Origin of the sequence: Metabacillus flavus (genome assembly GCF_018283675.1) — a bacterium.
Taxonomy (GTDB): Bacteria; Bacillota; Bacilli; order Bacillales; family Bacillaceae; genus Metabacillus_B; species Metabacillus_B flavus.
Map to the genome: position 1 here is coordinate 413591 of NZ_JAGVRK010000001.1, position 13329 is coordinate 426919.

The following is a 13329-nucleotide window of genomic DNA, read 5'->3' on the forward strand; positions in this document are numbered from 1 at the left end:
GACCGATCGGGGTCTGCTTTTTTTATGCCTGTTCTTTCAGCAAATCAAGAATCTCCCTCATTTGAACGACTTCTCTCGGAATCTCATCCTCTTCCTTTTGTGCTTTGGCTAACGGCTTAAGGAAATGTTCATAGGCGAGCGAAAACTCTTTGAAGAAAACCGGTGCCGGAAACGACGTCTCCTCAATCGTATTAAGTGACTCTGAGGGCATTTTTTTGATATCGACTCTGCTTCTGTCAGGGGTGAACTGAAAAGCTATAACATTCTCAGACTCGACTCCGAACGGCGTGACCTTAAATGATTCAAATTTCCGGATCAGCTTCATCGCCACATCATAAATAACCGTCTTCGAGACCTCAGTCAGAAATTGAACCGATTTTGCCTCATATGTAAAAACAAACCGTGTGTCCCCGTTCAAATACGTAAGGAAACGATCCCCCTCCGTCAGGTTCTCCGCGCCAAGTGCTTCGATTTGAATCATTCTATCCCTCCTTGCTGATTGGTTTATTATACAAACTTTATGTTACATGCTGGTATCATTTGGTTAACATATGTATGTTTTCAAAGGCAGTGATTTACATCCCGCAAAAAAAAAGAGTGCCACACAGGCACTCCAGGTTAGCTTGCTTTCTTAAATTCTGTCTTCTTCTCCTTCGTTCCGACCTTATAAAAGACCAATCCAAGGATGATAAACAGTACAGGTCCAATCACCATCGGCGCATATTCGGAAACCGTCGTATCAGGTGATGGAATGAGGGTCAGGATGATCGTACCGACAACGGACAGCAGTCCGACTCCGGCGACGATGTATGCGGCTGTATTGTGTTTGATTTTAAACGGACGGACCGACGTCTTATCTGTCATCCGCAGCTTCACATAAGCGGAAATGAGGAACAGATAAGGGATAAAGAACGCAAGCGTCGCCATGAGAATCAGCATGTTTAGGGCAGCAGAAATCGTCGGGATAAAAGCAGAGAATAAAAGGATGACCGTAACGCCTGCTGCCTGCCAGAGAATCAGGTTTACCGGCATTTTGTCTTTGTTGATTTTCAGCAATGCTTTAGGCAAGACCTTTTTTCCGCTTTCGTACATCATGACGCTTGGATTCAGGATCAGGAAGGACAGCGATCCAACAACCGCAACGACGAAGCAGATACCCAACAGTTGGGATAAGCTAAACGGCAGGTTGAACTGAGCCGTCACTTTATCCGCGAACAGATATAGGGCATTCGCTGTCTGATCCGGTGTGATTTGAATGACAAATTGGAACGCGACCGTTGCCATAATGTAAATAACGGCAATGATGGCGGATGTGATAAAAATCGCTTTCGGGAACGTTTTTTGAGGATTCTTTACGTCTTCCGCAATCGTTCCGAGCATTTCCATTCCGGAAAAAGCGAACATCAACGTTGATAAAAACATGATCGTATTAAAGGAAACGGAATTCGGCATCACTGATTCAGAAGAGAACGGTGTTGCGGAAGGCTGTCCGCTGACAAGGCTCGCAATTCCGAATCCGAAAATGAGCAGAGCGGGAACAACCACGCCAAGTGGCGCACCTATTGATGCCAGCTTCTCACTCATCCGCGTTCCTTTTAGCGTTAAGAGCGTAATGAGCCAGAAAATCACAATGGAGATGATGTTCGTCGTCCAGGTGCTGTCCATAATCTGCTGCTGGTTGATCGCATATGCAAGATTGACGGTAATACCGATCAGGAGCGATGGATAATAGGTAAAGTTTGCGACCCAGAAAAACCATCCGGCGAGGAAGCTCGCCTTTTCGCCAAACGCCCGTTTCACCCAGGCGCTGATTCCGCCCTGATCCGGGTAGGTGGTCGATAGCTCGGCCACCATTAAACTGATGGGAATGAAATATAGGAAAGCTGCCGCGATCCAGAAGACAACCGCCGAGGGCCCGATCGTAGAGGCAAACGGAATGTTCTTCAATCCGAGAATCGCGTTAATGCTGATAAGGGACAACCCCATCAAGCCCAGCTTTTTCGATTTTATAGTAGTCATCGTAGTAACCTACCTTGTGTGAGTATTTATTCACTTGATAGAATGATTATACACCCGATTTGTATGAATCTCTGATAAAAGTGTATTAGTACAATTCAGATAATTTGGAGGGGGAAACAGACAAAATTTAGAAGGTGCGAAGCCGTGAATGTTTGCATAGCGGATATGGTAAAATGAAAGCAGCATATTTGAAAAGGACGAGAAGAATGCCAAATATAGAAGTGCCTGTCATGAAAAATGAATTGTATGATGTAACGTTCGAGGACCTGACCCATGAAGGAGCGGGAGTTGCCAAGGTCGAAGGCTTCCCGATCTTCGTGCAAAACGCCCTGCCAGGTGAACGCGCCAGCATTAAAATAATCAAGGTGAAAAAAGGCTTTGCCTTTGGCCGCCTCATGGAAATAAAAGAACAAAGTCCGGAGCGCAGAGAAGCTCCATGCCCGATTTACAAGGAATGCGGAGGCTGCCAGCTTCAGCACCTGAGTTATGAAGGCCAGCTCGATTTCAAGCGCAAGCAGGTCGAGAACGTCCTCAGCCGGATCGGCAAGCTCAACCTGGATGAAGTCACCGTCCACCCGACCCTCGGCATGGACAACCCGTGGAACTACCGCAACAAAGCCCAGGTCCCGGTCGGCGAACGCGAAGGCGGCTTAGTCGCAGGCTTCTACCAGCAGCGCTCGCATGAGATCATCGATATGCAGAAATGCCTCATCCAGCAGGCTGAAAACGACGACGTCGTCCAAGCCGTAAAGGAAATCTGCAGCCGCCACGGCATCCGTGCCTATAATGAAGAAAAGCACAAAGGCTGGCTGCGCCACATCATGGTCCGCTACGGCCAGATGACCGGCGAAATGATGGTCGTCTTCGTCACCAGAACGAACGACTTCCCGCACAAAAACGAAATCATCGAAGAAATCACAGGCCGATTCGGACAAGTGAAATCCATCGTCCAAAACGTGAACAATAAACGCACGAACGTGATATTCGGCGACGAAACAAACGTCCTCTGGGGCGAAGAATACATTTACGACAGCATCGGCGACATCCTCTTCGCCATCTCGGCAAGATCGTTCTACCAGGTCAATCCTGAACAAACAAAGGTGCTGTATGACAAAGCACTCGAATATGCGCAGCTGACCGGGGAAGAAACGGTCATCGACGCCTACTGCGGCATCGGAACCATCTCTCTGTTCCTTGCCCAGAAAGCGAAAAAAGTGTACGGAGTCGAAATCGTACCGGAAGCGATCGAAGACGCGAAACGAAATGCTGATCTCAACGGACTGACCAACGCAGAGTTTGGCGTCGGAGAAGCAGAAGTCGTCATCCCGAACTGGTACAAGCAGGGAATCAAAGCAGACACCATCGTCGTAGATCCGCCACGTAAAGGCTGCGATGAAGCGTTGCTCAAAACCATTCTGGATATGAAGCCGAAGCGGGTTGTGTATGTGAGCTGCAATCCGGGGACCTTGGCGAGAGATTTGCATGTGTTGGAGCAGGGAGGATATCAAACGGTTGAGGTTCAGCCGGTGGATATGTTTCCGCATACGATGCATTGTGAAGCGGTTGTTCGGATAGAGAGGAAATAGGCTAATATCTAGGCTTTCAAGGTTTTAAATTAAATAGTGGTAAAGTGTGTTTCGTTTTCCCTCAAACTCAAAGTTTGGGGGATTTTTGCTTTTGATTATTTGATTAGAGAAAAACGGAAGCCCTTGCAGAATAAAATAGTCAATTAGAATAGGGTAACGACAAGGAGGAGTTAAATTATGAAACTTTTGCTCACCTCTGCAGGCATTAATAACAAAAGCATACGGGACGTGGTGGTTGACATGCTGGGCAAGCCAATCGCCGACTGCAGCGCTCTGTGTATTCCCACTGGAATGTATGGACACCCCTGGGTCGGCCCCGGTATCAAAACGTGGGAGTTTATCAGCGGGAAAGAAGAAAATCCTATGGTCAACCTGGGCTGGAAATCCGTCGGCATACTGGAGCTTACAGCTCTGCCAAGCATCAATGAAGACCGCTGGGTGCCGCTGGTAAGGGAGACGGACGTCCTGCTGGTGGGTGGAGGCGACGCGCTCTACCTGAGTTACTGGATGCGGCAGTCCGGACTGGCACACCTCTTGCCATCGATGCGTTCAGTCTATGTGGGAATGAGCGCTGGAAGCATGGTAATGGCACCTAACATCGGGGAATTCTTTGTTGGCTGGACTCCACCGGACGGCGGAGATAAAACACTGGGTCTTGTCGATTTTTCCATCTTTCCACATTTAGATCACGAGATGCTGCCGCACAATACGCTGGCTGCTGCTGAGAGATGGGCAGAGGGATGCAGGGGCCGGGTTACGCAATAGACGATGAGACCGCCATTAAAGTGGTAGACGGTGCGGTGGAAGTGATCTCTGAGGGGCATTGGAAACAGTTTTAAACTCCATCTTAGGCGAAATTCTAGTGGTAAGAAACGCATATTAGGTAGTTCAATCCTTAAACTGATACAGTCAAATTTGTAGAGCTACTTTAAGTCATCAGATTCATCAATGTCTCATATTTCACCATTATCATGTCCATTTCAACTCACTCTTAGGTAAGTTATAATGAAACCAGAATATAAGATGGTTTTAGGAGGCTGCTATGAAAAAGAACATTCATGTAGTAGGCGCAGTAATCGTTGAAAACGGCAAAATCCTCTGTGCCCAACGGGGAGATGGCAAGGCGCTTTCTCTAAAATGGGAATTCCCGGGTGGAAAGATTGAAGAGGGGGAAACGCCTCAAGAAGCGCTGCGCCGGGAGATTGAAGAAGAGATGCTTTGCAAGGTGGAAATCGGGGAGAAGATCGAGACAACGGTTTATGAATATGACTTCGGAATTGTCCACCTCACCACTTTTTATTGCCAGCTGAAGGAAGGTACGCCGGTTTTAACTGAGCATGCGGCAATGAAGTGGCTAGTGCCTGGGGAGCTGGACACTTTAGATTGGGCTCCAGCAGATGTGCCTGCTATTGAAAAGATCTCCAGAGAATCCTTCGCTAATTAATAGAGAGCTACTCACAAATTGTGGGTAGCTTATTATATTTCCCGCATATTTGCAGGATTTACCATAGTATCATAGAATGAAAGAATACTTGGTAAATAAGGGGATACTATGTCAAATTTAGTTGAGAACTTAACGGCTTCTTTATATAAAGGGTTTATTGATCAGAAGCATACTCGCTCAGGTAATTTTCGACCTGAATTGTTAGTAAATAACACTCGGAAAAATGAAAATGTACTAAACGCTGTACTAGAGGAATTGGAGAAAAGCATCGACTTTATTTTCTCGGTTGCGTTTATTACAGAGAGTGGTTTAGCCACATTAAAATCCCATTTGTTAGATTTGAAACGCAAAGGAATTCGTGGACGAATTTTAACGTCTACCTTTTTAAACTTTAACCAGCCGAAGGTATTCAAAGAGCTGATGAAGCTAGAAAATGTAGAAGTGCGAACAACTAATATAAAAGGTTTCCATTCCAAAGGATATATTTTCAAACATCATACACATTATTCTCTTATCGTAGGCAGCTCAAATCTAACAGCACATGCCTTAAAGGTAAATTATGAGTGGAACGTGAAGCTTACTTCTCATGAAAATGGGGAGATTGTACATCATTTTAAGAATCAGTTTGAAGAGGTGTGGGAGAATGCCCATCTTCTTACTTCTGATTGGATAGAAGCATACGAAAAGTCATACACCCCCATAGCAAGACCAAATGAAATCAATCAATTAATAGAATTGCCCGCTCCTTATGAAACGAATGCTATAGAGGAAGCTCTGAAAATTGTCCCCAATAAGATGCAGGAGGCAGCCTTACTACAAATTGCTGCTGTGAGAGAGGCTGGAAAAGATAAAGGCATTATTATCTCTGCCACTGGAACAGGAAAAACGTATCTATCGGCGTTTGATGTTCGTCGCTATGCTCCGAAAAGGATGCTTTTCATCGTACACCGTGAACAAATTCTTTCGAAGGCCAAAACTGATTTTCTAAAGATTCTAGGTGGAATCGAATCTGACTTTGGCATTTACTCAGGAAATAACAAGCAAACACAAGCGAAATATCTTTTTGCAACGATTCAAACGATTTCAAAAGAGGCAAATCTAAATCAATTTGACCCAGAAGAATTTGATTATATTTTAATAGATGAAGTACATAAAGCTGGGGCATCCTCTTACCGTCGAGTCATCGATTATTTCCAACCGAAGTTTTTAATGGGAATGACAGCTACACCAGAACGGACAGATGATTTTAATATTTATCAGCTGTTTGACTACAATATAGCCTACGAAATCCGTTTGCAGGAAGCATTAGAAGAAGATATGCTTTGTCCATTTCATTATTTTGGTGTCACAGACATGGTCTATGACGGAGAGCTGCTAGATGAAGAGGTTTCCTTTTCCAAATAGGTTGATATCGAAAGGGTAGATCATATTGTAGAGAAGCTCTACTACTATGGACACTCTGGTGATAGAGTCAAAGGGTTAATCTTCTGTAGTAGAAAAGATGAGGCAACGAAGCTTTCATTTGAATTAAACCAAAGAGGGTTACGTACCATTTCCTTGACGGGGGAGAACTCTCAGGATGAGAGAACACTAGCGGTAAACCAGCTTGAAAATGGGAAACTCGATTACATTTTAACGGTTGATATTTTCAATGAGGGCATTGATATTCCTTGCATCAATCAAGTGGTGATGCTTAGGCAAACACAGTCCAGTATCATTTTTATTCAACAGCTAGGAAGAGGTCTTCGTAAACATGCCTCCAAAGAATACGTAACCATCATTGATTTTATCGGCAACTACAAAAACAATTACTTGATCCCTGTCGCCTTATCAGGGGACAAGTCACAAAACAAGGACAACATCCGCCGCCATGTGAAGGATACAAGCTATATTAAAGGCGTGTCGACCATCAATTTTGAAGAAATCGCTAAGAAGCAGATTTTTAAGGCAATTACGAACAGTAGATTAACATCATTAAAAGTGCTAAAGGATGCATATGTAGAGCTGAAAAATCGCATCGGAAGAATACCCGAGCTTTATGATTTTATTCAGCATAACTCTATTGATCCAGTCGTGATCGTGGAAGAGCATTTCAATTACTATCAATTTTTAAAGAAAATAAAAGAAGATGTTCCGGTTATCTCAGAATATGAAAGCAAGGTCCTCACCATGCTTTCCTTAGAGGTACTAAATGGACAACGTCTGCATGAAATTGTATTGCTAGACCTTTTGATGAATCAAGATAAAGTAAGTATTCAGCTGTTTACAGAAAAATTGCTAGAACACGATTGTAAAATGAGCTCAGAGACGCTTACCTCTGTTCGTCGAGTATTCGACCTCACCTTCTTTACACAAGTTAGTCGAAAAAAATATGGAGATCAACCAATTGTTGTACTAAATGGAGAAGACTTTACTTTTAGTCAGTCAGTGAAGGAACTGTTAACCAATTCTTATTTTAGTAGAATGGTTGAGGATCTTATTAAAAGTGCCAAGGTAAAGACCAAGTCCTTTCAATGCGATCAGCTACTAACAATTAATCAGAAGTATTCCCGAAAAGATGTCTGTAAGGTTCTCAATTGGGAGAATGACGAAAGCTCAACTGTATATGGGTACAAAACGAAGCACCAAACCTGCCCTATTTTTATTACGTACCATAAGAAAAGTGAAGTAGAAGAAAGCATCAATTATGGGGATGAATTTCTAAGTCAGGATCTTCTGAAATGGTTTACGAGAAGCAATCGAACGCTTGAATCAAAAGAAGTAAAAGAAATCATCCGCGCTGATGAAAACAACATTGACCTCCATATTTTTGTGAAAAAGGAAGATGGGGAAGGCAGTGATTTCTACTATTTAGGCAAGGCCCACCCTGATCAAGAGAACATTAACCAAAGCAAAATGATCGCAAATGGTAAAGAACTTCCGGTTGTCCATGTTCATTTGGTCATGGAGCAGGCGGTTGATTATAAGGTTTATCAGTATCTTGTGAGTGGGGAAGAGGAAATTTATTAAAATTAGTAATAAATAAACTAGTACCTGTAGATTGGACTCTTCTACAGGTATTTTTTTTATATTTGAATTTCAGATTACGGGATTTAAGGAAACTATCGTTTGGTTTAAATATAATTCAAATGTGTTGGAACCTCATTTAGTTGAGTACTTCCTTTTTTTGCTATAAATCAAATGTGATATTAGTATCTGAAAATATTTTTCTAATAGGGTGCAAAAAGTCTCATTTTTAGGTTATTAATTCGAAAACTATGGGAAATGAGAAGGAAGGTGTGATTTAATGTAATATATAGGAATTTCGGGAATTTTTTTTACAAGTGAGGGAGATAAAGTGTTTGGTGAGTCTATGTCCGAATTACGTCAACAGCTAGCAAAGAAAGAACAAGAACTTACAGAGCTTGAGAATGCTGCAACACAATTGGAAGAGATTTATCAGGATTTCCTTGATAATGAGAAATTAATATTAGAACCTATCTTAGAAGCAAAAACTTGGTCGGGAAAAGCAGCAAATAAATTCAATGAGGCCAGGGGAAGAGAACTTACTGAAGCTTATAAAGAAGTTTACTTGCAATTGGTTCAGGCATATCGTGTTGTAATTTATTGCATTAATGAAACAAAAGAAGATATAGCATCATTGAAATCTAAAATTGTACAACTTGAGGAAGAAGAGAAATTAAAAGCATTGAATGCTTAATAAAGGAAGAGAAAAATGGCCAACGAAATTAAAGTTAAATTGGAAGAAGTGTACAAATCCCTGGATCAACTCAATAAGACTGCTGAAGGATTAAGTTTTAAGACAATATCTCTTAAAGGCGATAATGTTTTGAACATGGCAGAAAAAATGGATCAGCTTAACAAAGATATCAACTTGTTAACAGAAGAATACAAATCTTTATTGAAAGTTAACCTTCAGTTAACGAAGCAATCAGTAAACGAACTGGATAACGCAGATAAGGATGTAGCTTCTTCTTATAAATAAAGACAGGAGATTTTAACATATGAAAGTTTTAGATGTAAATGCTTTAAACGACGGGATTGATGCTACTGTCAAAAGCATAGACGAACATTTGAAAGAGATAAAGGTTTTTGCAGAATCTTTATCGTCCTTTTTATCTATTGAAGATTCTTTTAAAGGGGAGACTGCAAATGCTATTCGATCCTTTTATCAGGAAAGCCATATTCCATTTCTAGTTTATTACGGAAGGGTACTAACTGAATATCGCCGAAATTTAAAAAATATGTCTGATGCTATCCAAGCCGTCGAGCCGGAAAGCAACGGTTATATTATAGAGAATTTCTTGGAAAAGGACGTAACTGAGGGCCTTAATAAAGTAAAGGATGTAACTATCAGTCTTACAGATGAAGTAAATGCTATAATTGATCAGATTAAAGATATAACCTCAATTAATCATATTAAAGATGGGCAATTAATAGATGAAGTGAAAGCAATGAAAAATCGTACTGAAGAAACCATTAAAAGCCTCCAGAAAATGGACTCTGAACAATCTAAAACACTTGATGAAACAATAGAAAATGTTACAGTCCTCCAAAGCTACACTAAAGAAATTAAATCTAAGTTCAGCAGCAACAAAATGTCCGTGAGTAATTTCAAAATGCCCCAGTTGCAAGAAACAAAGAGCTATCAGAAGCTCCAAGAAAAAATTAGTGAGAAGGATTGGACAGCTTTGGAAGTGATGGATACAGGCATTTTATTTGATGCAACAGCGCCTGTTTCTTCTGCGGGCAGCGCTTTTGGAGTTATTTCTGAAGGCATTGCCTTAGGAAGTACTGCATGGTCAGTGAAAAAAGGATTTGAAATTACAAGTAAAAACAACACTTACTATATAAGAGGCGGCACCGCCATTGGACTTAAAACAGATGAACTAAGAAAATTGCCTAAAAATTATGTTGAAAGTCAGGCGAAAATAGGAAATCTGACAAATGTAGCTGAGCAGGTAAGACCCGCAACAGCTATAAAACAAGCATTAAAAAGTAAGCTGGGCTGGTTTGGCATTGGAGTGTCAACTGTAGAGAATATAAATGAAAATGTTCAAGCCAATGAATCCAATGCTAAAATTACTGGAGACGCAATAGTTGATGTAGGGGTAGGAGCTGTAACCCTTGCAGCTGGTGCTACTTCAGTTGCGCTAGTGACAGCATTGGGGGCACCTGTTTTAGGAGCAGCAGCAATAGGGTTCGGAATTTCAGTCGGCGCGTCTTATCTATTAGACGGGGTTAAGTTTGGAAAAGAAGAAACCAGCATATCGGACGGTATAAAAAGTGGAGTAGAAAAAGGTATTAAAACTATTGCAGGATGGTTTAAGTAAAACTAAATTACAGGTGGTAAATCATGTTTAAAATCAGCCAAGATAAAAAACACAGGAATCTCCCAGACCATATAATAGAGCATTTAAGTTTTTTTCCTCCTTTTCAGATTAAATTTTTGGTTGGAGGAACAACATTTTTTTTGCTTGATTTGTTCATTCTTATTCCGCTCATAGCTCCGAAAAATAACCCTTTGCTAATACTTATAGGGACTCTTTTAGTATTAATCAGTCTTTGGGCCCTGTGGATAATAGTAAGAAATCCTAAGGATACGGAATTAGAGTCTATTCTCTTTTTTGGATATCTCGGTGCAGTGGGAGCCCTCTCATATTTTGGAGTAGGCCTTAAATATAGTTATATGATTGGAATTACTCATCCAATTTATTATATAGCTTTGAGTTTGCTATTTTTAAGTTCCATTTACTATTTAATAAGATATTACAATAAGAAATTTTCTTCCCTAAAAGAATTTGATAAGAAAGCTACACCCAAGTGGCATTTTACTATTGCAGGTATATCAGTACCAGCAGGCTACATAGCTGCAAATTATTTTATGGGAGTATCAAATTTTATAATGATATCTTTTCTTAATTTATTGTTTTTTGGACTATCCTTTTTCTTTATTTTTCTTTTAGCTAAATATTTCCACAAGTACTTTTTTATGAAAGCTAACTTGCACTTCGTAAAATTCTCGAACAAAAAAATCACTTCAAAAAAGGCGGATGCATAAAATGGAAAACCTTTTGCCAATAGGATCTATTGTTATTTTAGAAGGTGGAAATATTAAACTTATGATTTATGGGAGAAAACAAATATTAGTAACAGATGATGATAGAAATGGTCAGTTATTTGATTATCTATCTGCACCATATCCAGAAGGGTACGTATCACAGGAATATACATATGTCTTTAATCATGAAAATATTGCCGAAGTTGTTTTTAAAGGTCACATTGATTCTGAAGAAGAGGAATTTCAGAAAGTGCTGCAAAAGGCAACTGCAGAATAAGTGTTTGTGACTTAATAAGTTCCATTAAGAACGTAGAATTAGAGATTTGGTCAGTAATTTAAATCGCCGAAAAAAGTTTTAAATAAAATAACCCGATACTAAGGTACCCCTTAACACCTCAACATCTTGAACTACCAAATTTTTATGCAATTTATATCTCATCCTACCTTAAAACTGCTGAAATAACCGCCCTGATGATTACAGTAGGGCGGTTTCCATGGTAGGTAATTTATTTAAGAGTAACTTTTTCTCACCCTCTCCCCAATCCTCCCAATCGACTCCACATCCTCCTCCGTCAACAAACTCAAAAAATGCTCTCTTATAGCCTCCGAAACAACCGGAAGAGCTTCATTCAAAGCGGTTTTTCCAGCTTCCGTAATAATAACTTGAACTCCTCGATCTGAGTCTGATGGTTTCCTTACAACAAGTCCGCGCTTTTCCATTCGTGTCAGGTGGTGGGATAGTCTGCTTTTGTCCCAGTTCATGGAGTCAGCGAGTTCCTGCTGGCGGAGCTCGCCGTTTCCAAATTGATCGAGCCGGTCAAGTATTCCGAAATCCCCCTCAGATAGTCCAGTTTGGTCTGTCAGGTCTTTGACGACGCGGCCAAAGATGCTCTGATAAGAGCCTTTCCACATATGCCATATGTTCATTTCTTCTTGAGTGATTTGTTTTTTCTTCATGCAGCTATCATATCACGGTTGACGTATCAACCTCAAGGTGCTACGATGTGTTTGGGTTGACGTATCAACCTAATGGCGAAGGGGTGGATGATGAGATGAACTATGTAAAGCTTGGGAGATCTGGGTTGGATGTTTCGCGGCTGTGTCTTGGATGTATGAGCTTCGGTGTGCCGGAACGCGGCAATACTCCGTGGTCGCTAAGTGAAGAGGAGAGCAGGCCCATTATTAAAAAAGCACTTGATATGGGCATCAATTTTTTCAGCACGGCGAATATGTATTCCGATGGAACGAGTGAAGAAATCGTAGGGCGCGCTTTAAAGGATTTTGCCCGGCGGGATGAGGTCGTCGTTGCCACGAAGGTATTTGTGCCAATGCGAAAGGGTCCGAATGGAATGGGGCTTTCCCGTAAAGCGATCATGACTGAGATTGATAACAGTCTGCAGAGGCTTGGGATGGACTACATCGATTTGTACCAGATTCATCGCTGGGATCCGCATACCCCGATTGAAGAAACGATGGAGGCTCTTCACGATGTAGTCAAGGCAGGAAAAGTCCGTTACATCGGAGCTTCCTCTATGCTTGCCTGGCAGTTCCTGAAAGCTCAGCATACGGCGGAGCTTCATGGCTGGACCCGCTTTATCTCCATGGAAAACAGGCTCAACCTGCTTTACCGGGAGGAAGAAAGGGAAATGCTGCCGCTTTGCAAGGAGGAGGGAGTGGGCGTCACCCCATACCTGCCGCTGGCTGCCGGCAGGTTAACACGGGAATGGAGAGAGCAGACCCACCGATCTGAAAATGACCAGGTTGCAAAGGCGCTGTTTTCAAGAACAGAGGAAGCGGACCGGAAAGTAGCGGAGAGAGTAGCGGAAGTGGCAGCTGGACGTGGCGTTCCGCGTGCACAAATTGCACTTGCCTGGATTCTGCAGAAGGAGGAAGTCACATCTCCGATCATCGGAGCGACAAAGGTGAACCATCTTGAAGATGCGGTTTCGGCATTGTCTATGAGATTAACAGAGGAAGAGATAGAGAGTTTGGAAGAGCTGTATGTGCCGCATGGGCTGGTTTGATTATTCGGATGTATAATTTGATTGAAAAAATACGAATGGTTTAAATTGAACGCCGGTGAGGCGTTCTTTTTATTTGTTCTGGATGGCAGTTTAGTTTTGATAGGGAAGAACAAGCGATAGTTCAAACCAGAATTGTATTATGCAAAGTTACAGAATATAATGTATATACAGATGTGGATACGGAAATAGTAGGAG

11 protein-coding genes and 2 pseudogenes are annotated in these 13329 nt (G+C 41.7%); 10 read left to right on the forward strand and 3 right to left on the reverse strand.

The window, feature by feature from the left end:
* Positions 1-22 precede the first annotated feature (22 nt).
* A complete protein-coding gene (locus tag J9317_RS02220) occupies positions 23-481 on the reverse strand; it encodes a hypothetical protein (protein WP_211556143.1) in 459 nt (152 codons plus the stop codon).
* Positions 482-618: 137 nt separating this feature from the next.
* On the reverse strand, positions 619-2019 hold the full coding sequence (locus J9317_RS02225; protein WP_211556145.1) for an APC family permease: 1401 nt from the start codon (positions 2017-2019) through the stop codon (positions 619-621).
* Between the two features lie 206 nt (positions 2020-2225).
* On the opposite strand from J9317_RS02225, the gene rlmD reads away from it, so the two are divergent.
* The 9 genes and pseudogenes from rlmD to J9317_RS02270 all read left to right on the forward strand — a co-directional run bounded on the left by rlmD (position 2226) and on the right by J9317_RS02270 (position 11387).
* A complete protein-coding gene (rlmD, locus tag J9317_RS02230; RefSeq protein WP_211556147.1) occupies positions 2226-3605 on the forward strand; it encodes a 23S rRNA (uracil(1939)-C(5))-methyltransferase RlmD in 1380 nt (459 codons plus the stop codon).
* Positions 3606-3782: 177 nt separating this feature from the next.
* Positions 3783-4444 (forward strand): annotated as a pseudogene (locus J9317_RS02235) (Type 1 glutamine amidotransferase-like domain-containing protein).
* 203 nt (positions 4445-4647) lie between these two features.
* Complete coding sequence (locus J9317_RS02240; protein WP_211556150.1) at positions 4648-5049, forward strand: (deoxy)nucleoside triphosphate pyrophosphohydrolase; 402 nt, start codon at positions 4648-4650, stop codon at positions 5047-5049.
* 108 nt (positions 5050-5157) lie between these two features.
* Positions 5158-8058: pseudogene (locus J9317_RS02245) on the forward strand (DEAD/DEAH box helicase).
* A 328-nt stretch (positions 8059-8386) separates the two neighbouring features.
* The gene (locus tag J9317_RS02250) at positions 8387-8749 is read left to right on the forward strand and encodes a YwqH-like family protein (protein WP_211556151.1); all 363 of its coding nucleotides are present in this window, start codon (positions 8387-8389) and stop codon (positions 8747-8749) included.
* Positions 8750-8764: 15 nt separating this feature from the next.
* Complete coding sequence (locus tag J9317_RS02255; protein WP_211556153.1) at positions 8765-9034, forward strand: DUF5344 family protein; 270 nt, start codon at positions 8765-8767, stop codon at positions 9032-9034.
* Between the two features lie 19 nt (positions 9035-9053).
* Positions 9054-10382: an LXG domain-containing protein gene (locus J9317_RS02260; protein WP_211556155.1), complete on the forward strand. Its 1329-nt coding sequence runs from the start codon at positions 9054-9056 to the stop codon at positions 10380-10382.
* 23 nt (positions 10383-10405) lie between these two features.
* Complete coding sequence (locus J9317_RS02265) at positions 10406-11110, forward strand: hypothetical protein (RefSeq protein ID WP_211556157.1); 705 nt, start codon at positions 10406-10408, stop codon at positions 11108-11110.
* Positions 11103-11387 (forward strand): DUF4176 domain-containing protein, encoded by a 285-nt coding sequence (locus J9317_RS02270; RefSeq protein WP_211556159.1) that lies wholly within the window; start codon positions 11103-11105, stop codon positions 11385-11387. Before J9317_RS02265 ends, J9317_RS02270 begins: the two co-directional genes overlap by 8 nt.
* A gap of 233 nt (positions 11388-11620) precedes the next feature.
* Here the strand turns inward: J9317_RS02270 and J9317_RS02275 are convergent, their stop codons facing one another.
* The gene (locus J9317_RS02275; RefSeq protein ID WP_211556161.1) at positions 11621-12067 is read right to left on the reverse strand and encodes a MarR family winged helix-turn-helix transcriptional regulator; all 447 of its coding nucleotides are present in this window, start codon (positions 12065-12067) and stop codon (positions 11621-11623) included.
* Between the two features lie 95 nt (positions 12068-12162).
* On the opposite strand from J9317_RS02275, the gene J9317_RS02280 reads away from it, so the two are divergent.
* Positions 12163-13134 (forward strand): aldo/keto reductase, encoded by a 972-nt coding sequence (locus tag J9317_RS02280; protein WP_211562047.1) that lies wholly within the window; start codon positions 12163-12165, stop codon positions 13132-13134.
* Positions 13135-13329 lie beyond the last annotated feature (195 nt).